Genomic DNA, 24,200 nt, shown 5'->3' on the forward strand with positions numbered 1-24,200 from the left:
CTTTTTTATAATCCCGCAGCAAATTTCCGCCCGGAGCTGTGCCTTTATGTCTGTAAAGCCTGAGAAAGTGTCTGAACTGTTCGATTTTCGTCGCAGCGCCCGTACTGTGCTGGACATTGAAAAACAAGCGATTGATGGACTCTATCAGTACCTGAACGATGCCTTTGACAAGGCGTGCGAGCTGGTGCTGCGCTGCAGTGGCAAGATAGTGGTCACCGGCATGGGTAAGTCAGGTCACATCGGGAGCAAGATTGCTGCCACCCTGGCCAGCACTGGCACCCCTGCCTTCTTCCTCCACCCGGGTGAAGCCAGCCACGGGGATCTGGGGATGATCTCCAGCGGTGACCTCATCATTGCCATCTCCAACTCCGGTGAGAGCGACGAGATCCTGGCCCTGCTGCCGGTGCTCAAACGTCGCGGCATCCAGTTGATCTGCATGACAGGCAATCCGGCCTCCACCATGGCCAAAGAGGCCAACGTGCATCTGTGCATCAAGGTGGATAAAGAGGCCTGCCCGCTGGGCCTGGCGCCGACCTCCAGCACCACGGCTACTCTGGTGATGGGCGATGCACTGGCGGTTGCCCTGCTGGAAGCCCGCGGCTTCACCGCCGATGACTTCGCGCTCTCCCACCCTGGTGGCTCCCTTGGCAAGCGCTTGCTGCTGCGGGTCGGTGACCTGATGCATAGCGGCGATCTGTTGCCCCAGGTGGGGATAGATGCCACCATCAGCCAGGCGCTGCTGGAAGTGAGTCGCAAGGGTCTGGGCATGACGGCGGTCGTCAACGAAGAGGGTCTGCTGGCCGGACTGTTCACCGATGGTGACTTGCGCCGGATCCTGGATCTGCAGGTGGATATCCATCACACCTCGATCGCCAAGGTGATGACGACCAACTGTGTTACCGTTGGCCCCGAGATGATGGCGGCAGAAGCTGTCAAACTGATGGAAACCAGAAAGATCAACGGATTACTGGTGGTGGATGGTGACAAGCGCCCGCTGGGGGCCTTCAACATGCATGACCTGCTGAAAGCCGGAGTAATTTGATGCAAAACGTACCGACCCTTTATGGTCCGGTGACGCGCAGCCAATACGACAGGGCGGCGCAAATCCGCCTGCTGGTGTGCGATGTGGATGGGGTGCTCTCCAACGGCCTCATCTATATGGGCAATGACGGCGAAGAGCTGAAGACCTTCTGTACCCGCGATGGCGCCGGTATGCGGGCCCTGCTCAACGCCGGGATCGAAATAGCCATCATCACTGGGCGCAACTCCCGCATCGTCAGCGATCGGATGAAGAGCCTGGGGGTGCAGCATCTGGTACAGGGGGCGGATCAGAAGCTGCCCCACTTCGAGGCGCTGCTGACAAAGCTGGGTCTGGAAGCGTCACAAGCCGCCTATATGGGGGATGACACCATAGATCTGCCGGTGATGCAGGCCTGCGGGCTCGGCATTGCCGTGGCCGATGCTCATCCGCTGGTACTGGCCCGGGCCGACATGGTGACTCGACTGGCTGGCGGCGTCGGTGCTGTGCGTGAGGTATGTGACCTCATACTGCAGGCGCAAGGGCATGGCGATTATCAGCCAGAGGCCTCGGTATGAGCAGACAGACACTGTTGTTCGCCCTGCTGTTTCTGGTGGCGCTGGCCGCTTGGCAGATTGGTGATGTCGACCTGACGCCGGAGCCGACCACCAAGGCAGAAAACTACCAGCCGGACTTCACCGCCAGGAACCTGGTGACCACCCGTTTTGATGTCAACGGTCGACGCACAGAACGGCTGGAGTCCGAGTATGCGGAGTATTACCAGATCATCGAGCAGGCTACCTTCAACAAGCCGGTGGTCTACATGTTTGACAAGCAGGGTGAGGCCGAGTGGAAAGTCACGGCCGACACAGGTGTCCTCAATACAGATGACAACGTGATCCTGCGCGACAAGGTTCATCTGGATGGCCTGCTGCCCACCTCCTTCATCTCCACACTGGATACCCCCTATCTGGAGCTGGATCTGGTGACTCAGAATGTGAGAAGCAATCAGCATGTCAGCATAGTGGGTAAGGAATTCCAGACCGAAGGCGTTGGCCTGAAGGGTCATCTGGAACGCAAATATTTTGAATTACTGGATCAGGGCCATGCCATCTATTTCAATGAAAAACGCTAATCTGGCCCTCGCGGCTTTGCTGCTGTGCGGCACCGTGAGTGCCAAAGAGTCCGACTTTGCCGAAAAGGTCTATGTGGATGCGGTCAGACAGGTGGCCGAGATGCAGGACAACCGCATCACCTTCAGTGACGATGTCATCATCACTCAGGGCACCATCAAGATTAAGGCTGACAAGGTGGTGGTGATCCGTTCCGGCGACAAAGGGGCCGAGGTCATGACGGCCTATGGCAAGCCTGCCACCTTCTTCCAGATCCTGGACAACGGCAAACCGGTCAACGCCCACGGCAACAGCATTCGCTACGAGCTGAAAAATCGCCTGGTGACTATTACCGGTAACGGTCAGCTCAAACAGGAAGACAGTCAGGTCAACGGTGACCTGATCCGCTACGACATCGTCAAACAGAAGATGATCGCCGAGAGCAAGGGGCCGACCCAGCGGGTCAAGACGGTGTTCCTGCCTGATCAGGTAGAGAACTTCGACAAGCCCGCCGACCAGAAGAAGCAGGGAAAATAAACCATGGCAGTGTTGAAAGCAGCCGGCCTGCAAAAAAGTTACAAGCGTCGCATGGTGGTCAGTGACGTGAGTCTGGAGGTGGGTACCGGCCAGATCGTCGGCCTGCTCGGCCCGAACGGTGCCGGCAAGACCACCTCCTTCTACATGATAGTGGGGCTGGTGCAGAGCGATGCCGGCCTCATCACCATCGATGATCAGGACATCAGCCAGCAGCCCATGCATATCCGTGCCCGTAACGGCATCGGCTATCTGCCGCAGGAGGCCTCCATCTTCCGTCGTCTGTCCGTGTTCGACAACCTGATGGGGGTCATGCAGACCCGCAAGGGACTGAGCCGCGAAGAGCGTGAAGACAAGGTCGAACAACTGCTGGAAGAGTTCAACATCACCCATATTCGTGACAACCTGGGTCAGAGTCTGTCAGGGGGGGAGCGACGCCGGGTCGAGATCGCCCGCGCGCTGGCGGCCGAGCCGCGCTTTATTCTGCTGGATGAGCCGTTTGCCGGGGTCGACCCCATTTCTGTGATAGACATCAAGAAGATCATCCAGCATCTGAAAGATAGAGGCCTTGGTGTCTTGATCACTGACCACAACGTCAGGGAGACTCTGGACGTATGTGAGAAGGCTTATATCGTCAGCCACGGCAAGATGATCGCCGAAGGTGCACCGGCCGAGATCCTTGCCGATGAACAGGTCAAGCGCGTCTATTTGGGCGATCAATTCAGTCTATAGTAAGGGGGCATCTCTTCATTTCCTTTGACGACTGCCTCGCTGAACATAAGGATATCCCGACGTAGATGAAGCCGACATTACAGTTGCGTCTCGGTCAGTCCCTGACCATGACGCCGCAATTACAACAAGCGATTCGTCTGCTCCAGCTCTCCACCCTGGAACTCCAGCAGGAAATTCAGCAAGCGCTCGATAACAATCCTTTGCTTGAGCAAGAGGAGAATGAGGTTCAGGAGACCAGCCCGGAAGAGCCCGTCGACGACAGTCAGCTCGACTCCAGCGATGCCATGGCCCAGGATCAGATGCCGGACGAACTGCCGGTAGATACCACCTGGGAAGATGTCTATTCAGCCGGCACAGCCCAGAGCGCAGGCCCCATCCACGATGGGGAGGACAGCGTCTATCAGGGGGAAACCACCGAGAACCTGCAGGACTATCTGCTGTGGCAGATGCGCCTCACCCCGTTCAGCGATCTGGATGCTGCCATTGCTCTGGCCATCATAGATGCCATCGATGACTCCGGTTATCTGACCGTCTCTCTCGAAGATATACAGGCGGCGGTGAGCAGCGAGGATGTCGAGGTGGAACTCGACGAGGTCGAGGCCGTGCTCAAGCGGGTGCAGCATTTCGATCCGGTTGGCATTGCCGCGCGCTCGGTGCAGGAGTGTCTGCTGATCCAGCTCGGCCAGTACGCTCCTGAACTGCCCTGGCTCAATGAGGCCAGGGAGGTGATCAAGGAGCACATGGACTTGCTCGGCAACCGTGATTACCGCACCCTGGCACGCAAGACCAAGCTCAAGGAGAGTGACCTCAAGGAGGTGCTGGACCTTATCCAGCAACTGGAGCCCAGGCCGGGTAACGGCATCATACAGAGTGACTCCCAGTACGTGATCCCGGATGTCACCGTGGTCAAGAAGGGCAACAAATGGGTCGTTGAACTCAACCCGGATTCTGCACCGCGCATCCGGGTCAACGAGACCTATGCCGCCATGGCCCGTCAGGCGCGTACTAGCCAGGATACCCAGTTCATTCGCTCCCACTTGCAAGAAGCCAAGTGGTTCATCAAGAGTCTGGAGAGTCGCAACGACACCCTGCTCAAGGTGGCGACCTGTATTGTCGAGCAACAACAGGGCTTTTTCGAGTATGGTGAAGAAGCCATGAAGCCCATGGTGCTCAACGATATCGCCGAGGCGGTGGAGATGCATGAGTCGACCATTTCCAGGGTAACGACCCAGAAATACATGCATACCCCCCGCGGCATCTTCGAACTGAAGTTTTTTTTCTCCAGTCATGTGAACACAGAAGGAGGAGGAGAGTGCTCATCGACCGCAATTCGCGCGCTGATCAAGAAGCTGGTGACGGCGGAGAATCCCGCCAAGCCGCTAAGTGATAGCAAGATCGCGGATTTGCTGGCCGAACAGGGTATTATGGTGGCGAGACGCACGATCGCAAAGTACCGTGAATCCTTGTTGATCCCGCCATCCAATCAGCGCAAACGCCTGGTTTAGGCAAAACAAAAGGAAGACGTTATGCAAATTAACCTGACCGGACACCATGTCGAGATCACCGAAGCTCTGCGTGATTATGTGAATAACAAATTTGCCAAACTCGAGCGTCACTTTGACCACATCAACAATGTTCATGTGGTGTTGAGCGTAGAAAAACTGAACCAGATCGCCGAAGCCAAGCTGCATGTCAGCGGTGGTGAGGTGTTCGCCAATTCACAGCATGCTGATATGTATGCTGCGATTGATACCCTGCTGGACAAGCTGGATCGGCAGATCATCAAGCACAAAGATAAGTTAAATCAAAAATAACTATGCAACTTGAACACATACTGAGTCGGGACTGCACCAAAAGTGCGGTCCCTTGTACCAGCAAGAAACGCGCCCTCGAGATCATCAGTGAATTAGCCGCTGAGCGCTTGGGGACCTCTCGCCAGACACTGTTCGAGTGTTTGCTGGCACGAGAAAAAATGGGCAGTACCGGGATCGGTGCCGGTATCGCCATTCCCCACGGCCGGATCGGTGACGAGTTTCCGCCGACCGCCATCCTGATGACCTTCGCAGAGCCTATCCCCTTCGACTCCATCGACAATCAACCGGTTGACCTGCTCTTTGCCCTTCTGGTGCCGGAAAGTGAGTGCAAACAGCACCTCAAGACCCTTTCCCTGATGGCATCCAAACTGGGCGACAAGGCGGTTTGCCGCCAGTTGCGCCAGGCAACCAGCGATGAAGATCTCTATCAGATCATGACGTCGGCCTGATATTCGGGCCCTCGTGATGACCCCAAGCGGTGAGGCAACAAGATGCAATTAATAGTGGTAAGTGGGCGCTCCGGCTCGGGCAAGACAGTTGCCCTGCGCGTGCTGGAGGATCTGGGTTATTACTGTGTGGATAACCTGCCGGTCAACCTGCTGCCCCAGTTGATCGTGTCGGTCGAGAGCCAGTATGACAAGCTGGCGGTCAGTATCGACGTGCGCAACCTGCCGGTGAGCGCAGACAAGCTGGAGACCCTGCTGGCTCAGGTTCGCAATGAGGGCCGGGTGGAATTTTCCAGTTTCTTCTTCGATGCGGAGAACTCCACCCTGCTCAAACGCTACGGCGAGAGCCGCCGGCTGCACCCCTTGTCCCGCAAGCAGCTCTCGCTGGATGAGGCGATCCGTGAAGAGACCAATCTGCTGGCACCGCTCTCCTCGACCGCCGACTTGCGTATCGACACCACCAGCCTCAGCATTCATGACCTGAGCGAGCTCATCAAGACCCGGGTGCTTGGCAAGAAAGAGAACGAGTTGGTGCTGGTGTTCGAGTCGTTCGGCTTCAAGTACGGCATCCCCAAGGACGCCGACTTCGTGTTTGATGCCCGCTTCCTGCCAAATCCACACTGGATCCCCGAGCTCAAACCCTTTACCGGCAAGGATGAGCCCGTGGCCCGCTACCTTTCCAGCCAGCCAGACGTGATGCAGTTCATCCTGCAGATTGAAAACATGCTGGCGACCTGGTTGCCTCATCTGGAGCGCAACAATCGTAGTTATGTCACTGTGGGAATTGGTTGCACTGGGGGCCAGCACAGGTCCGTGTTCATCGCAGAGCAGCTGGCTGGCGCGTTCCGCTTGCTCGGCAAGAACGTCCAGATCCGCCACCGCACCCTCGACAAAAGTACGCCGCAACATTGATGGACCAATAGGAAGATCAGATGACCGTCTCAGCCTCGGTGGAAGTGAAGAACAAACTGGGTATGCATGCCAGACCGGCCATGATGCTGTTCGAGCTGGTACAGGGCTTCGATGCCCACGTGCTGCTGCGCAATGAGGACGGCATCGAGGCCGATGCAGACAGCGTGATCGGCCTGCTGATGCTGGATTCAGCCCAGGGCAAGCAGGTGGAAGTGCAGGTGGAGGGCCCCGAAGAAGTGGAGGCGCTGGCCGCCGTGGTGGCGCTGTTCACCTCCGGCTTCAACGAGGAGTGACTCACTCCCCGCCCTGGTTCAGGAACCGGTGCGCGCCAGCCCCTTGAAGCTGGCAAAATCCCGACAAGCCAGCAGACTCTTGCTGGCTTTTTCGTTCATCAGCGCCAGAAACAGATCGTAAAGCCCCATCGCCTCTTCGTAGTCCGCCTTGCTGATGGCCAGCACGAATATCAGAGTGGCTGTCTCGCCATTGGCCCAGTCGATCCCCTGTGGTGCCAGCACTGTATAGACCAGGGTGCGGCGGGCCAGTAAGCCGAGGGAGTGGGGGAGGGCTATGCCTTCTCCCAGCAGGGTGGAGACGATGCGCTCCCGTTCGTGGAGTGAACTTCTGAACCCCGCTTCCACCAGGTCTTCCTGTTCCAGCTGATCGCAGATGCGGGCGAACAGCTGGCCCTGGTTGAGTGGCTCATTGACTACCATGAAGTGGTCGGCATCGAAGTATTTGTCGAGCAGGTAGGGTCGGGTGCGGTCGATCAGCACCAGTTTGCCGAGCTGCTCCAGCTGATACTGGGTCGGGAAAGGTGCCACCTGCACCACGGGAGCGTTCTTCTCGCTCACCTTGACAGTGCTGATGACAAAATCCTGCTCGATCCGCGTCAATCCCTCGTAATCTCGCACCGACTCCAGGCTGGCCAGTTGCAGCTGGGGATATTCTCGCTTGATGCGCGCCTCCAGCACCCGGAAGGTGGCGTTGCCGGCATCGCACAGCAGCAGTGCCTGGGGACGGCGGGTGTAACCGATGTCGTAGTGGCGCTCCAGCCCTACCCCGATATGGATTACCAGGTAGCCGATCTCGTGGTGGGTCAGCCGGTAAGGTGTCTGCTTTATCCACTCCGAAATGGCGGCCAGCGTGATGTCGTAGGCGAGGGGATAGTACTGCTTGATATGATCCGCCAGCGGATTGTGGCTGCCGATCTGGTATTTGACCCGCAGCAGCATGGCGCTGATATGGGTCTGCAGATCCGCTCGCAACTGCAGGTCGCCGCGCAGATCATAGGGATAGTGCTGATGGATATAGGCAAGCAGATGCTCGACCAACTGCTCGCTCTCGGCGGCCATGGCCGGGCTGAGCCTGGGCGTGTCAGCGGTGAGGCGGGCCTGGATCTGGATGGCGAGGCAGGCGATCTCCTCCTCTCCCGGTGGAATCAGGGTCGGCAGCTCTGCATAAATGTCACTGGCTACGGCGGCCAGCGTCTCTGTGATGTCTTCGCTGGCAAACTGGCGTAGCTCGTGCCCCGCAGCCTGCCGCAGCAGGGCGACGGCGCAGTAGATGGTGAGCTGCTGCAGGCTCTCGTCGGCGAGGCGCAGCTGATGGCGGCTGAGCTGGGCATGGATGTGATTGCCCACTACCTCCAGCGTCTTGCTGGGGCAAAGGTTGGGCAGCAGGCTCTGCAACTGGTTGTTGTGGAGCAGCTCCTGATAGAGCAACTGGGTGAGGCAGGCCCTGATCGCCGTCTCCCCACCCTGGATGCGCATGCCCAGCCGTGGCTTGCTGTCGATGAGCAAGCCAAAGTGGGCGAGCCGCTCCCGCACTTCCGCCATGTCCCCCTGCAGCGCCGCCCGGCTCAGATACCAGGTATCCGCCAGTTCGTCGAGCTTGATCCCCTGTTCCGCCGTCAGCAGCAAGATCTGCAGGTGCAGCACTCGCTCGCGGCTGGTGCGCGGCAGGCTGCTCTCCTGCTCCTGGGCCGCCAGCAACTCATCAAACAGCCCCTGATTGTAAATCTTGAGCTGGTAGCCGCTGCCACGCTGGTGGATCAGGTGGGCGCCGTGGGTGGCAATCAGCTCGTTGAGGGTCGCCACGTCGGTGCGCACAGTGCGGGTGGAGACATTGAGGCGGCGAGCCAGCTCCTCCTGTGGCAGCGGTTCGGCATGGAGCTGGGTCAGCAGTTGATGGAGTCTGGGGTGGGGCAGCTTGGTCATGAGGGGGGACGGGACTCCTGTCGCGAAATAAAGGGTCGATGTTAACAAGCGGGTCATTAACAAGCCAGGCACCGGCCAGTGATCGGACCGGTGCCATCTTTCATCACGCCAGCAGTCGTTTCACCGTGGCGAGCAGGGTGCGTACATCCTGGGGGCGGGTCTGGCCGCTCTCGCTGTCGATGATGGAGCTGTAGACGTGGGGGATCACCTTTTCGACCCCGGCGTCCAGTGCGATCCGCACTATCTCTTCGAAGTTGTCGAGATCGATGCCACCTGTGGGCTCCAGCCAGAAGCCGTGGCGGGCACAGGCCTCGGCCACCGCCTGATACTCGTCACGACACTCCAGCCCTCCCATGGGGAAGAACTTGACCGAGCTGCCGCCCATGTCCTTGAGCATGGCGATAGCAGTGTCGATGGGCACAATCCCGTCCGGTTGCTGGGCACTGAGGGGCCCGGTGGAGATCTTCACCATGCCGGGGGTGCCGGTGGGGGAAATGAGGCCATTGACCAGCGTCTCTGGCTGGCCCAACAGCGCCCGGCTGGCACCCACCCCTGTGAAGACCTGATTGACGTGCTGGGGCTGCAGCTGGCAAGCCAGCTCGGCTACCATGGCGGACTGGCGTGGATCGCCCGCCCCCAGCCCGATGGAGAGAGCGTTGTCGATGAGCTTCGCGTAATCGCGCATGTCGGCGACCGCGGAGGGCACATCCGGATAGTTCTTGGAGAGTACACCGACCAGTACATGGCCTTCGGCCGCCTCATAAATGTCGACAGCATTCTGTTTGGAGCCCGCTAATACATTGAGGCAGACACGGTTGCGGTAGTAATTGGGAGTTAGGGACATCAATGATTCTCCTGAACGAGGTTGGCAATGGCGGCATGGATCTGGTCGAGCTGGGGGGCGGTGACGCTGCGCACGTCGATCTCGATGTGGCCTTCGTTGGCCTTGTAGCCACGGCAGTAGATGGCGGGGTTGCCCTGTTGCAGTCGAGCCACCAGTTGGACTGTGGTTATGCCGATCTGCTGGTGGTCAAAAGCAATATCGGTGCGGGCTATGTCGCGCCCCGCATTGTCCCATACCACTTTTGCGCTGACGCCCGGAAGCTGGTTGAGGCGCTCGATGAAGGGGGCCATCTTGGCGACCATGGCGGCGCCGCTCTCCTTCTCTTTTTCCAGATAGCGCTCTATGGCGCGGGTCAGGCCGAGGATCCCCTCCTTGCCCACCTTCATGGCCCGGCCTATGCCGTTGGCCTGCTGCTTGACCCATTCCACATACTGACGTTTGCCGAGCACCAACCCGCTGGTGGGCCCTTCGATGGCCTTGGCGCCACTGTAGATCACCAGATCCGCCCCCTGGTTGTAATAGAGACGCAGGTCCTCTTCCGCTGCCGCATCGACGATCAGTGGCAGCTGGCGAGCCTTGGCCACTTCTGCCGCCTCTGCCACCGACAGAATGCTCTTCTGCACGCAGTGATGGGACTTGATGTAGAGAATGGCTGCGGTATTGGGATTGATGGCGGCGGCCAACTGGACGGGGGAGCACTCGTTGGCATAACCGGCCTCCACCACCTTGCCGCCACCCAGGTTTACCATGGTGCCGACCGGCGCGCCGAAGTTGACGTTGTGCCCCTTGGGCAGCACGATTTCACTCGGCACCCCGTGGGCATGGGCGTGCAGCTGCTCCAGCCGGTAGGGGTCGCCACGCACTATCACGGCGGCCACCGACTGGGCTATGCCGGCGCTGGCGCAGGAGACCACCACAGCATCTTCCACATCCAGCAAGCCTGCCAGGTAGGCACCTGTCTTGTTGACCAGATCCTTCACCTCGAAGTAGTGGCCCAGGCCGAAGTTGACCGCATCGACCACCTCCTGCTCGGGGGTGGAGACGCCGAGAATGGTCATGCGCCCGGAGGCGTTGACCACGGGTTTGAGCTGATATTTCTCATAAACAGATGGCATGGTGTGATTTCCCATAGTGAGTCAGAACCAGGTCACCGCCCACCAGGGCGGCGAGGGGAAGCAGTTGCAGGTCGCCGCTGCGCGACTGTGCCTCGGTATCCATCAACAGGGTCGGGCCGCTGGCCAGTTCGAACAGGGTCAGATCGGCATCGGCGCCCACCTCGAGCCGCCCCTTGCCGGCCAGGCGCAAGGCATCGGCGGCCTGTTCGGTGACGCAGGCGATCACCTGCTCCAGCGTCATGCCGATGGCGAGAAACTTGGACATGACGTGGGCCAGGCTGTAGACGGGTCCCTTGATGCGGTTTTTGCAGTAGATATCCGAGCTTATGGTGTGGGGCAGTATCCCCTGACGGATGGCAAGCTCCGCCACCTCGAAGCTGAAGCTGGCGCCGCCGTGGCCTATGTCGAGCAACAGGCCCCGTTGCATCGCCTCGCGCACCGCAACCCGCAGCTCCCCAGCCGGGGTCAGGATGCGGTTGGGTTTGCCGTTGAAGCAGTGGGTCAGCAGGTCGCCATCTCCCAGCAGGGCGACTATCTCGTCCAGATCCGGCGGCGTGTTGCCCACGTGCACCATAAGCGGCAGCTGGCCGTGGGCCTGTTGCAGCGCCTTGGCCATGCGCAGTGGTTGCAGGCCATTTTCGCCCACCACGCTGCCGCTCATGCGTGCCTTGATGCCGACGATGAAGTGGGGGTGGCGGGCAATGGCGGCGGACGCGAGATTGGCATCCAGATCCCGGCTGTCCGCCAGCTCGTTCTGGCGCAGCAGGCCGATGCGGGAGATGTTGAGCAGGGCGTGCACCCGGGTCTTGCAGCCCGAGGCCAGCCGCTGGAAGTCATCCACGTCGTCGGCGCCAGTGCTGCCCGCGTCAATGACGGTGGTGACGCCGGACTCCACCCCTACCTTGTCCGGCTCATCGTGATAGATGGGGGAGGCGGGATAGCAGTGGGTGTGGCCGTCGATCCAGCCCGCACTTACATGCACCCGGCCAGCCAGATCCAGAGTTTGCTTCGCCTCGGTCTTTGCCGGCAGCTGGCCGATGGCCGCTATCTTGCCGCTTTGGATGGCGATATCGATGAGCTCGCCATTTCCCAGGCGTCCCGCTCTGATAATCATGTCATACATGGTGATGACCTCGAAGAGGCCGCCCCGCAGGGCGGCGGGTACTTATGCAAGTGCGACCGGGAAGAAGGTACCGAGCAGCATGGCACCCAGGATGGCGCCCCCTGTGATGGGCTTGCTCCATACATAGAACAGCAGTGCCCCCAGCAGGGAACCCAGTCCTATGGGGATGGAGGCACCCATGGCTGAGAGGATGATCAGGGGGCCCAGGAAGCGGCCCGAGCTGTTGCCAGCCCCCATCATGACGTCCGCACCGTAGGTGGAGTTGCTCTGGTTGATGGTGAACTTGCGCGCCAGGATGATGATGTAGCCAATCGCCAGACCAATCACCATGCCGGTCACTAGGGAGGCGCCGAAGTTCTCCACTGGATAGAGAATGCCGGCCCCCAGCAGCAGGGCGGGCACGCCCAGGCCGACGCCGGTCTGGATGGCGCCGCCTATGTCCAGGATCCCCACCAGGGAGCCCTCTATGATGCGGGCAAACAGGAAGCTGGCGCCAAAGGCCGCCACAGCACCGTAGGCACCCGTGTCCATGCCGGCTTTCAGCATGGCGACGAAGGCCACCTCGTTGAAGGCGCCGACACCGTACAGGTAGTACATGTGGGTTCCGGCAAAGACCCCGGCCGACAGCAGGCCGACGAAGATGGGGAAGGACCAGTCTGCGTACCAGAAGTTGTTTCTCAGTTTCTCATCCATGGTGTGGCCCCTTATTTATTGGCAAGCAGGTTATGGACGTTTTCCAGCCACAGGGGGATGCCCATGTGGAAGGATTCAATCAGCTTGAGGTCAAAGCCGCGGAAGAAGCCGCTCAGCACGAACAGCAGGATGATGGCACTCATCATCACCTTGGTGACATGGTTCCAGCCGCTCTCTTCGACCCCCTTGCCGATCAGGATGCCGAGCACCAGACCCGGTACTGCGTTGCCCATGATGAGCTGCGCCAGACCGCCGAAGATGGTGGCCCAGAAACCGGACTTTTTGCCCGCTTCGATGGCGGCCAGCCAGAAGATCACCGGCATGACAGTATTGACCAGCAGGTTGGCGGCAGGCACCAGCACCTTGACTGCTGTCACCTGCAGGGCGGCCGGTACAGCGGCAGCCGTGCTGTTGAGGAAGGCCACCACGATGGCGCCAATGATGCCGCAGGCGATGGCCATCTTTTTCGGGTCGTGCAGAGTGCTGGCGAGATCCCGGTTGCGGATCATCAGGGCCGCCGCCCCCCAGTTCGGCAGGATGCGGTGATCCACGTCCTGGGTGAAGGCACCCGCTGCCACGGTCGAGGCCCAGGCGTTGAAGAAGAAGCCCAGACCGAAAGAGAAGTGGGAGGCGGGATCCCCTTCGCATGAGTTGAGCTCACCCAGAGTACGGAAGGCGCCCATGCCCTGCACGGTCGGGGCGTGAAACATCCGCGCCGCGCCGGCCCCCACACCGACGCCCACCAGGCCGCCGATGATGAGTGACTTGATAAATATGATTAGAAACATCCAATGTATCCCTCTTGTGGGGTTGTCGCTGCGGGTGGCATCACACCAGGGTGAACGTCACCTTGTCGGCGTCCAGGCTGGTGACCTTGACCGTGATCTCCAGCTGGACGCGGAATTCACGGCGCTGGCGCGGCAGGAAGAAGAACAGGAACTTCTCCACCCGGACCGACTCCTCGGCCTTGAGCACCTGCACCTCGACCGGTTCGATCCGCAGCATGACGCGCGGGTTGTCCTTGAGCAGAGTGTGCTGCACCTGGCTGAGGGCGGCGGCGAACGCCTGCTGGCGGGTCGCCCCCTTGCCGTTGACGATGATCTGGGTGGTGAAGTCCTCTTTCATCAGGCGCGTCCGTGCTTCTTGACGAAGGCTTCTACCAGCTTCTGGCCAAGCTCTTCCTTGTCCATGAAACCAAAACCCAGCACCACGCAGCCGTCATTGATGGCGGTGACACCCTCCTCGACGGAGCGCATGCCGTAACGGCACTTGTAGCCATACTTGGTCTGGGCCGTGATGGCACCGGCGCCACCGCTACCGCAGAAGGAGATGCCGAGATCCGCCTGCTCCTTGTTCATCACATCACCGAGCTTCATATCGGCGGCCATGCCGGGTATCACGGTCACGCTGGCGCCGGCGGCTTCTGCCCCTGCCCCCACTTTCTGACCCTTGCCGAGACGATCTCCAATCACGAGTTTGATGGCTGACATCTGGATATCTCCTTTTGTTATTGATTCAGCACTGAGCTGAGTTCATTTTCTTTGGCGACTTCGAAATGGACGGACAAGAGGTGAGCCTCTTCATAGGCCAGCTTGTCCAGCCAGGCGACGACCTGTTCGGCCAGGCGCAGGGAAAGGGGGGAGATCTCGTCAAACAGGCTGAGATCGACCTCCGGCAGGGATTCCCCGCTATGGGAACGCCACACCATGGCTTTGACATGGGAGGCCAGCATCTGCTTTTGCACCTCGTTGGGACGTATGCCCTGATCGCCTAGCAGGGTGTGGATGCGTGCCAGGATCAGGTCGGTCTGGTGCAGCAACGCCGGGCTGTCCGGGGTCAGGTTCTGGTCATGGGTCTCTGTGTGCAATGTCTGCTCTCCAAGGCTGGCAGAAGGTATGGAGTTACCCTAAGCCTGCAGGGGCGTGCAGAGGAGGCAGCGTTTTTCCGATTCGAAGCGGAAATTCCCGTGCGAAGCGGCTTAAAAGGCCCATTTTTGTGTACCAGCAGGGGAAAGGGAGCTTATCGGGGCTGGATTAGTGTGATCGATGACGCACTTCTCTGGCAGATAGCCCCAGAGTCGCACAGGCTGAAACTGTGAGTCGTCTCACGTATGAGGGGAGCGAGGATCCGCAGAAATGACAAAGGGCGGTTACCCGCCCTTGTGATATGAAGAGACAAGAGGGTCAGCTGGCGGTAGCGCCACTGACATTCGTATTGGCCTTGCTCTGCTGGTAGCGCAGGTCTTCCTCTATGGTGACCTCCACTTCCAGCGGCTTGCCATCACGAAACACCGATATGGTGAGTTTGGTGCCGGGACGACTCTCGACAATCTTGTCCATGGCGGAGCGCACGCCGCTGAGCGCTTCCCCATTGATCTTGAGCAGCACATCCCCCCGCTTCAGACCGCCCTTGGTAGCCGGGCCGTCAGGATCCAGACTCTCGATTACCAGTCCGCGCAAATCACCGAGGTTCATCATGCGCGCCACTATAGGGTTGAGTTCAACGCTGGAGATGCCGAGGTAGCCGCGAATGACACGGCCGTTGGTGATCAGCTCATCCATGATCCGTTTGGCCAACCGGTAAGGGATGGCGAAGCTGATGCCGTAGCTCTCCTGATTGCCGTTGAGGTGATAGGCGGCGGTGTTGATGCCCACCAGATCGCCGCGGCCATTGACCAGGGCGCCTCCCGAGTTGCCTTCGTTGATAGCCGCATCGGTTTGAAGCAGGTCCTGCCGCCCGTTGCCGTCCGGTCCCATGCTGGAGAGGCCAAGGCGACCGGTCGCACTGATGATGCCCTGAGTGATGGTCTGGCCGACGTTGTAAGGGTTGCCGATGGCGAGCACAACGTCCCCCACATCCGGCTGCCTGTCGGGATCCTGAGGGATCACTGGCAGGTTGTCCGATTCTATGTAGAGCACCGCCAGATCGGTTAACTGATCGGTTCCGACCAGCTCGGCACTGAACACCCGCCCATCCTGCAGTGCGACTATGATTTGGTCCGCATCGGCGATGACGTGATAGTTGGTCAGCACATGGCCGCGCTGATTCATGATAACACCCGAGCCCAGCCCCTGGGGTCTGAGTTCAGCCTGGTTGCCCTGATTGCGGGAGAAACTGCGGGTGTAGATGTTGACGACGGCAGGGCCAGCTCTATGAGCAGCGTAAGAGAAGCTCAGTTCACGGGCATTGGTGATGATGCCGGGGAGTTGGGCACCTCCACGGAAATCGGGAAACAGCAGCAACAGGAGAGCCGCAACGGTGAGACCGAAGCCGACAGACTTGCCCAAGTAACTGATCAAAGGTGGGATTTTCATGTCATTCTCATCCGTACATGCAGCGGGCAGAGAATAACACTATCGGTGGATAAAAATCACCCGCGGCGAGGGCCGCGGGTGTGAGGTTATTAACGGATCACCAGATAGAGAGAAGACTCTCCGCGCTGTATGTTCAGCGCCAGCACATCCGGCTTGTTTTTCAATGCCTTGGTCAGCTCGGCCAGCGAGTTTACTCGCAAGCGGTTGACGCCAATGATGATGTCGCCTTTCTGCAGACCGGAGGCCGCAGCAGGGGAGCGAGCCGCTATATCGGAGACAGCCACACCTGTCACCGGCTCCGAGGTGGTGCTGAGCTTGGCCCCTTCCAGTGCAGGGTGCAGGACGCTGGCCAGGATCTCGCTGTCATCGGCCTTCTTCAGCATGACTTTGACGGTTTCTTCTTTGCCGTCGCGGATGAGGCCCAGGGCGACCTGCTTGTCGGCACCCATGGTCGCTATCTTGGCACGTAGTTCGCCAAACGAGCGGGTGGGCTTGCCGTCGATGCTGACGATGATGTCACCAGCTTTGATGCCGGCCTTGGCGGCGGCGGAGTCAGGCATCACCTGTTTGACAAAAGCGCCGTTCTTCTTGTTGTAACCGAAGGCCTTGGCGATCTCTGAGGTCAGCTCATCCCCTATAATCCCCAGCTGGCCCCGGCGAACTTCACCGTACTTGACGATCTGCTCAGACAGGTCACGCACCATGTTGGACGGAATGGCAAAGCCGATACCTATGTTGCCACCGTTGGGGCCCAAAATGGCGGTATTGATGCCGATCAGCTCACCACGCAGGTTGAGCAGGGCGCCGCCGGAGTTGCCGGAGTTGATGGCCGCATCGGTCTGGATGAAGTTTTCCAGATTTTCGATGTTGAGGCCACTGCGTCCCAGGGCGCTGACGATGCCGGAGGTGACTGTCTGGCCCAGGCCAAACGGGTTGCCGATGGCCAGTGCATAGTCGCCGACCCTCAGTTCGTCTGAATCGGCAAATTTGATCTGCACCAGATCCTCGGCCTTGATTTGCAGCAGGGCGATATCGGACTGTTTGTCTTCGCCTATCTTCTTGGCCGCATATTCACGACCATCTTTCAGGTTGACCTTGATCTCGTCTGCCTCGTGCACGACGTGGGCGTTGGTGATCACGTAGCCCTTCTTGGCATCTATGATGACGCCGGAGCCCAGCGCCTGGAAGGGCTGCTCGCTCACCTGCTCATCAGGCATGTTGGGGCCGAAGAAGAAGCGGAATTGTTCAGGTAGACGCTGGCGAGTGATTTTCTTGCCAGAGACGGAGATATTGACCACGGCAGGCGTGACCTGTTCGAGAACCGGCGCCAGGCTTGGCATCTCCTGATTGTTCGCCAGCAAAGAGGGCAGTGCAGCCTGCACAGGGGCCGCAGACATGGCGATACCGACACTGAGGGCTAGCACACTGAGCACAGAAAGAGGTTTACGCATATGAAAAACAGCTCCCAGAAAAAGTTGCAATGCAATCGTCAAGGTCTGACCACAACACAGCGCAATTAGTTCCGCGGGGAACTAACTGGACTGCTTGAGCAGACCGGAGGCGCCGGCATAGTCACGGGGCGGAATGCCCGGTTCTTCATTGGCCGGTATATCGGCACTTTCTTCAAGCAGTGCTTCACGGAACAGCGGTTCCTGTGCCTTGGCCAGGAATTTGCTCTGCTCAGCCATGTGGCGATAGAGGGTCTGATACTGCTCGGCAAGCTGCTCCATCAGAGCTGCGCTGTCGGCAAAGTGGGTGTTGATCTGGCCCTGGTAGCTTTCCAGCTCCGTGTGCGCTTTTTTCAGCTCTTGTTCCAGACGTCCGGCATCCCGGCTGCGCACCGTGAAGCGGCCGATGATGATACCGATAATCAAGGCGGCGACAGCCAGCAGGATCCCGTTTAACAGACTCATAGATGCTCCTTGTTACAGCTAAATCAATGTGTGTTGAGGCGGCCTGGATGGCCGCTACGCCTTGATGGCACTATACCGTGCACCCCGAGAGCGTGATACCATTTTGTCCTTCATTCAGGGACTTGGAGGCGGTTGACAGGATGACCCCGCAGCAAAAATATCAGCAGGATTTGCAGCGCCCCGGCTTTGTGGCCGACCCGGCCCAGGCGATGGCCGTGACCCGTCTGCAGCGACTCTATCAGGATTTGTGCCAAAGCCCGACTCCGACCAGATCCCGCGGCCTGTTGGGCTGGTTGCAAAAGCCCAAGGCCAAGGAGCCTGTCCTCGGACTATATATGTGGGGCGGAGTGGGCAGAGGCAAGACCTGGCTGATGGATACTTTTTTCGAGAGCCTGCCGGGGACGCGAAAACTGCGTATCCACTTCCACCGTTTCATGCACAGGGTGCACGACGAACTCAAGGGGCTGACCGGCCAGGCCGATCCGCTCAAGCTCATCGCCAGCAAGCTCGCCAGCGAGACAGATGTCATCTGTTTCGATGAGTTTTTTGTCTCCGACATCACGGATGCCATGCTGCTTGGCACCCTGTTCCAGGAGCTGTTTGGTCATGGCGTTGTGCTGGTGGCGACCTCCAACATCCCGCCACAGGACCTTTATCGCAATGGTCTGCAACGAGCCCGTTTTCTGCCAGCAATCGAGCTCATCGAGCGTCATTGCGAGGTACTTAACGTGGATGGTGGCATCGACTATCGCTTGCGTACCCTGGAGCAGGCAGAGATATATCACTTTCCGCTGGATCAGCAGGCAAAATCCAATCTGGACCGATATTTCCAACAGTTAACGGGTCTGGAGCAGGTCAGCGCTGGCAGTGTCGAGATCAATCATCGTCAATTGACGTCGCTGGGAATGGGGGAAGGTGTGCTGTACATGGAGTTCGAGCAACTTTGCTGTACTCCTCGCTCACAGGGCGACTATATAGAGCTGGCCCGCCTGTTTCATACTGTGCTGCTTGCCAATGTGCAACCCATGGGGGCGGGCACGGATGATGCGGCTCGTCGCTTCATCGCCATGGTGGACGAGTTCTATGAACGGCACGTCAAACTCATCATGTCGGCGGCTGTCCCCATGACAGAACTCTACGGGAACGGGCTGTTGAATTTCGAATTCAAACGTTGTCTTTCACGGCTTCAGGAAATGCAATCGCACGAATACCTTGCCAGAGTGCACCTTCCTTAGTCACAATACCGCGCCTGCCAGTCGGATGGGCATCTGCGGCAGGTAGGGCCGGGCGACATTTGCTAGCTTCATGGCAGTGAAATTAGCAGGTGATATTTAAGGCAACTTCACTTATAATCGCCCGGCCCACGTTACAGCTGTCGATAAGACAGCGACACTTTAAGCTTTACTTGTATTCGAAGGGGTACAGGTAGGCCATCGTTTGTTGTTTGTGGGAGAGCCCCCATAAGCAATTGGGTCTGTAACAGGTAATTGGGTTTAACTTAATGAAAACTTTCGTTGCCAAGCCAGAAACCGTAAAACGTGACTGGTACATTGTGGACGCAGAGGGTAAAACCCTGGGTCGTATCGCAACCGAGATCGCTTCTCGTCTGCGTGGTAAGCACAAAGCTGAATATACTCCGCACGTTGACACCGGTGATTACATCATCGTTGTAAACGCTGAGAAGGTACATGTAACCGGTAAGAAATTTACCGATAAAATCTACCATTCTCACTCCGGTTTCCCGGGTGGTATCAAGTCAATCAGCTTCGACAAGCTGATCAAGCGTAAGCCGGAAATGGTAATCGAAGCTGCTGTCAAAGGTATGCTGCCGAAGGGTCCTCTGGGCCGTGCCATGTTCCGTAAACTGAAAGTTTACGCAGGCGCCGAGCATGCTCATGCTGCTCAGCAACCTCAAGTACTGGATATCTAATCGGGAACTGGCAACATGGCAGAAAATCAATACTACGGTACCGGCCGTCGCAAAAGCTCCACTGCTCGCGTGTTTATCAAAGCGGGTAGCGGTAAAATCGTAATCAACCAGCGCTCCTTGGAGCAGTACTTTGGCCGTCCGACTGCCCGCATGGTAGTTCGTCAGCCGCTGGAACTGGTTGAGATGACCGAGAAACTGGATCTGTACATCACCGTTAATGGTGGTGGCATCTCCGGTCAAGCTGGTGCGATCCGTCACGGTATCACTCGTGCTCTGATGCAGTACGATGAAACCCTGCGCGCCGAACTGCGTAAAGCAGGCTTTGTTACTCGCGATGCCCGTAAGGTTGAGCGTAAGAAAGTCGGTCTGCACAAAGCTCGTAAGCGTCCGCAGTACTCCAAGCGTTAATTCGCTTTTTGTACTCACTCTCACGAGTGTCAAAAAAGCCTGGCCATGTGCCAGGCTTTTTTTATTGGTAATATTACCTACGCCAATGCTAACACCACGTCACAAAAGACAAAAAAATGTATATTTATTGTTTTTGCCCTTCGCTGGTCTTTCTTGTCAAGTTGTTATCTTTTCTTTAAAATTCCCTCGGTTTTTCTGTGACAATTGTAACTCCGCTTCCGCCGCTGTTGTCACGGAAGAAAGGGGAACAGGGACACAATAAGAATGTGCGGAGTCCACATGGGAGAGTTTTTGGATGAGCAATGCGCCAGTTGATACCGGTCGCCGCAGATTTCTTACCTGGTCAACGGTTGCCGTTGGTGGGGTAGGAGCTGCTTTTACCGCAGTGCCGTTTATAAAGTCATGGAACCCGAGTGCCAAGGCCAAAGCGGCGGGCGCTCCGGTAGAAGTGGATATCAGTAAGTTGGAACCAGGCCAGCTCATCCGTGTTGAGTGGCGAGGCAAACCGGTCTGGGTGGTGAAACGCACCAAGCAGACGCTGGATGCACTGGCGGCTCACGATGGCCAGCTGCGGGATCCCGCATCTGACGAACCACAGCAGCCGGATTATGCCCATAACGGCTATAGATCCATCAAACCCGAAATCTTTGTTGCGGTCGGCATTTGTACCCATCTGGGATGCTCTCCTTCCTACCTGCCGGATAACTTCGGTGAGCAGGTTCAAGGCGTGACCTCCGGATTCTTCTGCCCGTGCCATGGCTCCAAGTTCGACATGGCTGGTCGAGTGTTCCAGGGGGTGCCTGCACCCTTGAACCTGGTCATTCCGCCGTACCAATATCTTAGCGACACCACCATCCTGGTCGGTGCCGATGATGGCAAGGAGGCCTGACCATGTTTTCCAAACTGATGGGCTGGATTGACTATCGCTTTCCGCTCACTGCCATGTACAACGACCATATGGCCAAGTACCCGGCACCAAAGAACCTGAATTTCTGGTACTTCTTTGGCTCGCTGGCCATGTTGGTACTGGTCAATCAGATCATCACCGGCATCTGGCTGACCATGAACTACAACCCCTCCGCTGAGGGTGCCTTTGCCTCAGTCGAATACATAATGCGGGATGTGGACTACGGCTGGCTGCTGCGCTACATGCACTCCACCGGGGCCTCTGCGTTCTTTGTCGTTGTGTATCTGCACATGTTCCGCGGCATGATCTATGGCTCTTATCAGAAGCCGCGTGAGTTGCTCTGGATCTTCGGCATGCTGATCTTCCTGGTGCTGATGGCGGAAGCCTTCATGGGATATCTGCTGCCCTGGGGCCAGATGTCATTCTGGGGGGCTCAGGTCATCATCTCGTTGTTTGGTGCCATTCCGGTGATCGGAGAGGATCTGACCCTGTGGATCCGTGGTGACTATGTCATCTCGGGGGCGACCCTGAACCGCTTCTTCGCGCTGCATGTCATCGCGCTGCCGCTGGTGCTGGTGATGCTGGTCGCCATGCACATATTGGCGCTGCACGAAGTGGGCTCCAACAACCCTGACGGCATCGACATCAAGAAGCACAAGGATGCCAACGGCTGGCCGCTGGATGCGGTGGCTTTCCACCCTTACTTCACCGTCAAGGACATGATCGGTGTGGCGGGTTTCCTGTTCCTGTTCTGCGCCATCATCTTCTTCAAGCCGGATATGTGGGGCTACTTCCTCGAGAAGCCGAACTTTGAAGTGGCCAATGGTCTGAAAACGCCCGAGCACATTGCGCCCGTGTGGTACTTCACTCCCTTCTACGCCATTTTGCGTGCGGTACCTGACAAGTTGCTGGGTGTCATCATGATGGGCCTCTCCATCGTAGTGCTGTTCCTGCTGCCCTGGCTGGATCGTTGCAAGGTGCGCTCCGTTCGCTATCGCAGCACGCTGCACAAGTTGAATATCGCCCAGTTCGTGGTCTGCTTCGTCATTCTCGGTATCCTCGGCGTCTTGCCATCGACCCCGACCTTGACCCTGGTTGCCCAGTTCTGCTCGCTGGGGTATTTCGGGTTCTTTGTCCTGCTGTTCTTCTACAGCAAGAATGAGCGTACCAAGCCGCTGCCGGAGAGGGTGACATTCAAATGAAAAGAATAATATTTGCAGTGCTGGCCCTGCTGCCTAGCCTGGCGCTTGCTGCAGGCGGTACTTTCCCGCTGGACAAGGCCGACTATGACCTGAGTGACAAGGCGTCTCTGCAGCGTGGTGCCACGACTTTCATGAACTACTGTGCCGGTTGTCACTCTACCCAGTACCAGCGCTACAACCGCGTTGCGCAAGACCTGGAGATTCCTGATGAGCTGATGAGGGAAAATCTTATCTTCACGGGAGCCAAAATCGGCGATCTGATGAAAATCGCCATGTCGGAGAAGGATGCGGCCAAGTGGTTTGGTGCTCCACCTCCCGATCTGACGCTGGTAGCGAGGGTGCGCGGGGCTGACTGGGTTTATACCTATCTGCGCTCTTTCTATGTGGATGAGACTCGTCCGTTTGGCGTGAACAACGCTGTTTTTCCGTCCGTGGGCATGCCTCACGTGCTGGAGCCGCTGCAAGGCACGCCCCGTGCCGAGTTTGCGACCCACACTGTGGATGGGGTGGACGTACAGCAGGTTGTCAGTGTCAAATCTGACGGCAACGGTGAAATGAATAACGAAGAGTATGATCAGACGGTACTGGATCTGGTAAACTTCTTGGTCTACTCGGCTGAGCCGGTACAACAGGAGCGCGAACGCATGGGCTTCTGGGTACTTGGATTCATCGTAATCTTCTTCATCTTCACTGTGCTGTTGAAGAAGGAATTCTGGCGCGACGTTCACTAAGCGACCAGATCCGGGTAATATAATGCACGGCAATGAAGACCAAGATGCTTCATTGCCGTTTCTGCTTTTTAATGACGGGAGGGTTCAATGGCTGTAGCTGCCAATAAGCGTTCGGTAATGACGCTGTTTTCCGGTGCCAACGATATGTTCAGCCATCAGGTGCGTATTGTCCTGGCGGAGAAGGGTGTTAGCGTAGATATTTGCCAGGTTGACCCAAGCAACTTGCCAGATGAGCTGGCCGAGCTGAACCCGTACAACACTGTACCGACTCTGGTCGATCGTGAGCTGGCACTGTACACCTCACGCATCATCATGGAGTATCTAGACGAGCGCTTCCCGCACCCGCCCCTGATGCCGGTTTACCCGGTTGCCCGTGGTAACAGCCGCCTGATGATGCATCGCATCGAGCTGGACTGGTACTCCTTGGCCGACAAGATCATGGCAGGTACCGATGTCGATGCGGCGCGTGCCGAATTGCGTGACAACTTGCTGGCCATCGCGCCTATATTCGGTGAAATGCCGTATTTCATGAGCGAAGAGTTCGGCCTGGTCGATTGCTACATGGCACCGCTGTTGTGGCGTCTGCCCAGTCTGGGGATCGATTTCGCCGGTCGTGGTGCCAAAGAGCTGAAAGCCTATATGGTTCGTCTGTTCGAGCGTGAATCCTTCCAGGCTTCATTGACTGAAGCTGAACGTGAGATCCGCGCTGGCGTATGAGCATGGAACCAACAATGACACCCAGTCGCCCGTATCTGTTACGGGCGTTCTTTGACTGGTTGCTGGATAACGAGCTGACACCGCATCTGGTGGTCAACGTCAATATCCCCCATGTGATGGTGCCGATGCAGTTTGTTCAGGATGGACAGATAGTGCTGAACATAGCGCCGCGTGCTGTGGGGCAGTTCCACATGGACAATGAAGCGGTCAGCTTCAGTGCCCGTTTTGGCGGTGTCTCCCAGCAGGTTTATATCCCTATGGCTGCCATATTGGCAATTCATGCCAGGGAAAACGGCGTGGGTACCCTGTTCCCGCCCGAGCCAGGTTACGACCTCTGGCTGGAGCAGGCCGAAGCACCGGTGGAGCCTGAGCCGGAACCACCACGGCCGACCGGTCGGCCGACGCTGAAAGTCATCAAATAAAAAAACGCAGCCAACTGGCTGTAATGCCAGTCAGTTAAGCCTGACTGGCATTGTTTTTATTGGCTTTTTTTACACTGTATTTCTGTGGCCTTGGCTT

30 protein-coding genes are annotated in these 24,200 nt (G+C 58.0%); 18 read left to right on the forward strand and 12 right to left on the reverse strand.

Translation table 11 applies throughout. The annotated features are described in order from the left end of the window. The first annotated feature begins 46 nt into the window (after positions 1–46). The 10 genes from OKC28_RS19650 to npr all read left to right on the forward strand — a co-directional run bounded on the left by OKC28_RS19650 (position 47) and on the right by npr (position 6,861). Positions 47–1,042, forward strand: a complete 996-nt coding sequence (locus OKC28_RS19650; RefSeq protein ID WP_034524103.1) for a KpsF/GutQ family sugar-phosphate isomerase — start codon at positions 47–49, stop codon at positions 1,040–1,042. Beyond that, the gene (gene kdsC / locus OKC28_RS19655; RefSeq protein WP_005314419.1) at positions 1,042–1,596 is read left to right on the forward strand and encodes a 3-deoxy-manno-octulosonate-8-phosphatase KdsC; all 555 of its coding nucleotides are present in this window, start codon (positions 1,042–1,044) and stop codon (positions 1,594–1,596) included. Before OKC28_RS19650 ends, kdsC begins: the two co-directional genes overlap by 1 nt. Beyond that, the gene (gene lptC / locus OKC28_RS19660; RefSeq protein WP_005314417.1) at positions 1,593–2,153 is read left to right on the forward strand and encodes an LPS export ABC transporter periplasmic protein LptC; all 561 of its coding nucleotides are present in this window, start codon (positions 1,593–1,595) and stop codon (positions 2,151–2,153) included. Before kdsC ends, lptC begins: the two co-directional genes overlap by 4 nt. Next, positions 2,140–2,667 carry a lipopolysaccharide transport periplasmic protein LptA gene (gene lptA / locus OKC28_RS19665; RefSeq protein WP_005314414.1) on the forward strand — a complete coding sequence of 176 codons (528 nt, stop codon included), beginning with the start codon at positions 2,140–2,142 and terminating at the stop codon, positions 2,665–2,667. The genes lptC and lptA overlap by 14 nt, the downstream gene beginning before the upstream one ends. Before the next feature lie 3 nt (positions 2,668–2,670). After that, positions 2,671–3,396, forward strand: coding sequence for an LPS export ABC transporter ATP-binding protein (gene lptB, locus OKC28_RS19670; RefSeq protein ID WP_005314412.1), 726 nt, complete (start codon positions 2,671–2,673; stop codon positions 3,394–3,396). 65 nt (positions 3,397–3,461) lie between these two features. Continuing rightward, the gene (locus tag OKC28_RS19675) at positions 3,462–4,901 is read left to right on the forward strand and encodes an RNA polymerase factor sigma-54 (RefSeq protein WP_099994508.1); all 1,440 of its coding nucleotides are present in this window, start codon (positions 3,462–3,464) and stop codon (positions 4,899–4,901) included. Positions 4,902–4,922: 21 nt separating this feature from the next. After that, on the forward strand, positions 4,923–5,210 hold the full coding sequence (gene hpf / locus OKC28_RS19680) for a ribosome hibernation promoting factor (protein ID WP_005305957.1): 288 nt from the start codon (positions 4,923–4,925) through the stop codon (positions 5,208–5,210). A gap of 2 nt (positions 5,211–5,212) precedes the next feature. Further along, the gene (ptsN, locus tag OKC28_RS19685; protein ID WP_005314406.1) at positions 5,213–5,659 is read left to right on the forward strand and encodes a PTS IIA-like nitrogen regulatory protein PtsN; all 447 of its coding nucleotides are present in this window, start codon (positions 5,213–5,215) and stop codon (positions 5,657–5,659) included. A 42-nt stretch (positions 5,660–5,701) separates the two neighbouring features. Further along, positions 5,702–6,568: an RNase adapter RapZ gene (gene rapZ, locus OKC28_RS19690; RefSeq protein ID WP_005314405.1), complete on the forward strand. Its 867-nt coding sequence runs from the start codon at positions 5,702–5,704 to the stop codon at positions 6,566–6,568. 20 nt (positions 6,569–6,588) lie between these two features. Beyond that, a complete protein-coding gene (gene npr, locus OKC28_RS19695) occupies positions 6,589–6,861 on the forward strand; it encodes a PTS phosphocarrier protein NPr (protein WP_005314403.1) in 273 nt (90 codons plus the stop codon). 18 nt (positions 6,862–6,879) lie between these two features. On the opposite strand, the gene OKC28_RS19700 is transcribed toward npr, so the two are convergent. From OKC28_RS19700 to OKC28_RS19755, 12 genes are all read right to left on the reverse strand, one after another. Further along, entirely contained in the window at positions 6,880–8,784 is a 1,905-nt protein-coding gene (locus OKC28_RS19700; protein ID WP_270690994.1) for a BglG family transcription antiterminator, read from the reverse strand. A gap of 103 nt (positions 8,785–8,887) precedes the next feature. Next, a complete protein-coding gene (gene dagF / locus OKC28_RS19705) occupies positions 8,888–9,628 on the reverse strand; it encodes a 2-dehydro-3-deoxy-phosphogluconate aldolase (protein WP_270690995.1) in 741 nt (246 codons plus the stop codon). Further along, complete coding sequence (locus tag OKC28_RS19710) at positions 9,628–10,743, reverse strand: DgaE family pyridoxal phosphate-dependent ammonia lyase (protein WP_270690996.1); 1,116 nt, start codon at positions 10,741–10,743, stop codon at positions 9,628–9,630. The genes dagF and OKC28_RS19710 overlap by 1 nt, the downstream gene beginning before the upstream one ends. Further along, positions 10,727–11,866, reverse strand: coding sequence for an amidohydrolase/deacetylase family metallohydrolase (locus OKC28_RS19715; RefSeq protein ID WP_021140215.1), 1,140 nt, complete (start codon positions 11,864–11,866; stop codon positions 10,727–10,729). The genes OKC28_RS19710 and OKC28_RS19715 overlap by 17 nt, the downstream gene beginning before the upstream one ends. A 42-nt stretch (positions 11,867–11,908) precedes the next feature. Then, positions 11,909–12,559: a DUF4310 family protein gene (locus tag OKC28_RS19720; protein WP_021140216.1), complete on the reverse strand. Its 651-nt coding sequence runs from the start codon at positions 12,557–12,559 to the stop codon at positions 11,909–11,911. Between the two features lie 11 nt (positions 12,560–12,570). Further along, complete coding sequence (locus OKC28_RS19725; RefSeq protein ID WP_021140217.1) at positions 12,571–13,347, reverse strand: DUF4311 domain-containing protein; 777 nt, start codon at positions 13,345–13,347, stop codon at positions 12,571–12,573. A 40-nt stretch (positions 13,348–13,387) separates the two neighbouring features. Beyond that, on the reverse strand, positions 13,388–13,684 hold the full coding sequence (locus tag OKC28_RS19730) for a DUF4312 family protein (RefSeq protein ID WP_021140218.1): 297 nt from the start codon (positions 13,682–13,684) through the stop codon (positions 13,388–13,390). Further along, on the reverse strand, positions 13,684–14,049 hold the full coding sequence (locus OKC28_RS19735) for an SFCGS family glycine-rich protein (RefSeq protein ID WP_021140219.1): 366 nt from the start codon (positions 14,047–14,049) through the stop codon (positions 13,684–13,686). Before OKC28_RS19735 ends, OKC28_RS19730 begins: the two co-directional genes overlap by 1 nt. A gap of 17 nt (positions 14,050–14,066) precedes the next feature. Continuing rightward, the gene (locus tag OKC28_RS19740; protein WP_021140220.1) at positions 14,067–14,426 is read right to left on the reverse strand and encodes a transcriptional regulator; all 360 of its coding nucleotides are present in this window, start codon (positions 14,424–14,426) and stop codon (positions 14,067–14,069) included. A 316-nt stretch (positions 14,427–14,742) separates the two neighbouring features. Next, entirely contained in the window at positions 14,743–15,873 is a 1,131-nt protein-coding gene (degS, locus tag OKC28_RS19745; RefSeq protein ID WP_021140221.1) for an outer membrane-stress sensor serine endopeptidase DegS, read from the reverse strand. A gap of 89 nt (positions 15,874–15,962) precedes the next feature. Further along, positions 15,963–17,324: a Do family serine endopeptidase gene (locus OKC28_RS19750; protein WP_256686011.1), complete on the reverse strand. Its 1,362-nt coding sequence runs from the start codon at positions 17,322–17,324 to the stop codon at positions 15,963–15,965. Between the two features lie 81 nt (positions 17,325–17,405). After that, positions 17,406–17,786, reverse strand: a complete 381-nt coding sequence (locus tag OKC28_RS19755; RefSeq protein ID WP_256686009.1) for a YhcB family protein — start codon at positions 17,784–17,786, stop codon at positions 17,406–17,408. A gap of 140 nt (positions 17,787–17,926) precedes the next feature. Here OKC28_RS19755 and zapE point away from each other — a divergent pair, with 140 nt between their 5' ends. The 8 genes from zapE (at position 17,927) to OKC28_RS19795 (ending at position 24,103) form a co-directional block, all read left to right on the forward strand. Next, entirely contained in the window at positions 17,927–19,021 is a 1,095-nt protein-coding gene (gene zapE / locus OKC28_RS19760) for a cell division protein ZapE (RefSeq protein ID WP_212540787.1), read from the forward strand. Between the two features lie 266 nt (positions 19,022–19,287). Beyond that, complete coding sequence (rplM, locus tag OKC28_RS19765) at positions 19,288–19,716, forward strand: 50S ribosomal protein L13 (RefSeq protein WP_005314367.1); 429 nt, start codon at positions 19,288–19,290, stop codon at positions 19,714–19,716. Positions 19,717–19,731: 15 nt separating this feature from the next. Continuing rightward, entirely contained in the window at positions 19,732–20,124 is a 393-nt protein-coding gene (gene rpsI, locus OKC28_RS19770; RefSeq protein WP_005314365.1) for a 30S ribosomal protein S9, read from the forward strand. 295 nt (positions 20,125–20,419) lie between these two features. Then, the gene (petA, locus tag OKC28_RS19775; protein WP_005314362.1) at positions 20,420–21,013 is read left to right on the forward strand and encodes a ubiquinol-cytochrome c reductase iron-sulfur subunit; all 594 of its coding nucleotides are present in this window, start codon (positions 20,420–20,422) and stop codon (positions 21,011–21,013) included. Positions 21,014–21,015: 2 nt separating this feature from the next. Continuing rightward, positions 21,016–22,233 carry a cytochrome b gene (locus OKC28_RS19780; protein ID WP_256686004.1) on the forward strand — a complete coding sequence of 406 codons (1,218 nt, stop codon included), beginning with the start codon at positions 21,016–21,018 and terminating at the stop codon, positions 22,231–22,233. Next, entirely contained in the window at positions 22,230–22,964 is a 735-nt protein-coding gene (locus OKC28_RS19785) for a cytochrome c1 (RefSeq protein ID WP_099994500.1), read from the forward strand. The genes OKC28_RS19780 and OKC28_RS19785 overlap by 4 nt, the downstream gene beginning before the upstream one ends. Positions 22,965–23,051: 87 nt before the next feature. Further along, a complete protein-coding gene (gene sspA / locus OKC28_RS19790) occupies positions 23,052–23,681 on the forward strand; it encodes a stringent starvation protein SspA (protein WP_005314352.1) in 630 nt (209 codons plus the stop codon). Next, positions 23,678–24,103, forward strand: a complete 426-nt coding sequence (locus OKC28_RS19795) for a ClpXP protease specificity-enhancing factor (RefSeq protein WP_017412546.1) — start codon at positions 23,678–23,680, stop codon at positions 24,101–24,103. The genes sspA and OKC28_RS19795 overlap by 4 nt, the downstream gene beginning before the upstream one ends. Positions 24,104–24,200 lie beyond the last annotated feature (97 nt).

This window comes from Aeromonas sp. D3 (assembly GCF_027705025.1).
GTDB lineage: Bacteria > Pseudomonadota > Gammaproteobacteria > Enterobacterales > Aeromonadaceae > Aeromonas > Aeromonas salmonicida.

Bases quoted from the DNA above. Each gene is read 5' to 3' on its own strand.
- OKC28_RS19795 (WP_017412546.1), top strand. From the start codon at position 23,678: ATGAGCATGGAACCAACAATGACACCCAGTCGCCCGTATCTGTTACGG.
- OKC28_RS19720 (WP_021140216.1), bottom strand. From the start codon at position 12,559: ATGGATGAGAAACTGAGAAACAACTTCTGGTACGCAGACTGGTCCTTC.
- sspA (WP_005314352.1), top strand. From the start codon at position 23,052: ATGGCTGTAGCTGCCAATAAGCGTTCGGTAATGACGCTGTTTTCCGGT.
- rplM (WP_005314367.1), top strand. From the start codon at position 19,288: ATGAAAACTTTCGTTGCCAAGCCAGAAACCGTAAAACGTGACTGGTAC.
- rapZ (WP_005314405.1), top strand. From the start codon at position 5,702: ATGCAATTAATAGTGGTAAGTGGGCGCTCCGGCTCGGGCAAGACAGTT.
- dagF (WP_270690995.1), bottom strand. From the start codon at position 9,628: ATGTCCCTAACTCCCAATTACTACCGCAACCGTGTCTGCCTCAATGTA.
- OKC28_RS19780 (WP_256686004.1), top strand. From the start codon at position 21,016: ATGTTTTCCAAACTGATGGGCTGGATTGACTATCGCTTTCCGCTCACT.
- OKC28_RS19715 (WP_021140215.1), bottom strand. From the start codon at position 11,866: ATGTATGACATGATTATCAGAGCGGGACGCCTGGGAAATGGCGAGCTC.
- OKC28_RS19755 (WP_256686009.1), bottom strand. From the start codon at position 17,786: ATGAGTCTGTTAAACGGGATCCTGCTGGCTGTCGCCGCCTTGATTATC.
- OKC28_RS19730 (WP_021140218.1), bottom strand. From the start codon at position 13,684: ATGAAAGAGGACTTCACCACCCAGATCATCGTCAACGGCAAGGGGGCG.
- npr (WP_005314403.1), top strand. From the start codon at position 6,589: ATGACCGTCTCAGCCTCGGTGGAAGTGAAGAACAAACTGGGTATGCAT.
- OKC28_RS19785 (WP_099994500.1), top strand. From the start codon at position 22,230: ATGAAAAGAATAATATTTGCAGTGCTGGCCCTGCTGCCTAGCCTGGCG.
- OKC28_RS19650 (WP_034524103.1), top strand. From the start codon at position 47: ATGTCTGTAAAGCCTGAGAAAGTGTCTGAACTGTTCGATTTTCGTCGC.
- rpsI (WP_005314365.1), top strand. From the start codon at position 19,732: ATGGCAGAAAATCAATACTACGGTACCGGCCGTCGCAAAAGCTCCACT.
- zapE (WP_212540787.1), top strand. From the start codon at position 17,927: ATGACCCCGCAGCAAAAATATCAGCAGGATTTGCAGCGCCCCGGCTTT.
- lptC (WP_005314417.1), top strand. From the start codon at position 1,593: ATGAGCAGACAGACACTGTTGTTCGCCCTGCTGTTTCTGGTGGCGCTG.
- degS (WP_021140221.1), bottom strand. From the start codon at position 15,873: ATGAAAATCCCACCTTTGATCAGTTACTTGGGCAAGTCTGTCGGCTTC.
- hpf (WP_005305957.1), top strand. From the start codon at position 4,923: ATGCAAATTAACCTGACCGGACACCATGTCGAGATCACCGAAGCTCTG.
- petA (WP_005314362.1), top strand. From the start codon at position 20,420: ATGAGCAATGCGCCAGTTGATACCGGTCGCCGCAGATTTCTTACCTGG.
- OKC28_RS19700 (WP_270690994.1), bottom strand. From the start codon at position 8,784: ATGACCAAGCTGCCCCACCCCAGACTCCATCAACTGCTGACCCAGCTC.
- lptA (WP_005314414.1), top strand. From the start codon at position 2,140: ATGAAAAACGCTAATCTGGCCCTCGCGGCTTTGCTGCTGTGCGGCACC.
- OKC28_RS19710 (WP_270690996.1), bottom strand. From the start codon at position 10,743: ATGCCATCTGTTTATGAGAAATATCAGCTCAAACCCGTGGTCAACGCC.
- OKC28_RS19735 (WP_021140219.1), bottom strand. From the start codon at position 14,049: ATGTCAGCCATCAAACTCGTGATTGGAGATCGTCTCGGCAAGGGTCAG.
- OKC28_RS19675 (WP_099994508.1), top strand. From the start codon at position 3,462: ATGAAGCCGACATTACAGTTGCGTCTCGGTCAGTCCCTGACCATGACG.
- ptsN (WP_005314406.1), top strand. From the start codon at position 5,213: ATGCAACTTGAACACATACTGAGTCGGGACTGCACCAAAAGTGCGGTC.
- OKC28_RS19725 (WP_021140217.1), bottom strand. From the start codon at position 13,347: ATGTTTCTAATCATATTTATCAAGTCACTCATCATCGGCGGCCTGGTG.
- lptB (WP_005314412.1), top strand. From the start codon at position 2,671: ATGGCAGTGTTGAAAGCAGCCGGCCTGCAAAAAAGTTACAAGCGTCGC.
- kdsC (WP_005314419.1), top strand. From the start codon at position 1,042: ATGCAAAACGTACCGACCCTTTATGGTCCGGTGACGCGCAGCCAATAC.
- OKC28_RS19750 (WP_256686011.1), bottom strand. From the start codon at position 17,324: ATGCGTAAACCTCTTTCTGTGCTCAGTGTGCTAGCCCTCAGTGTCGGT.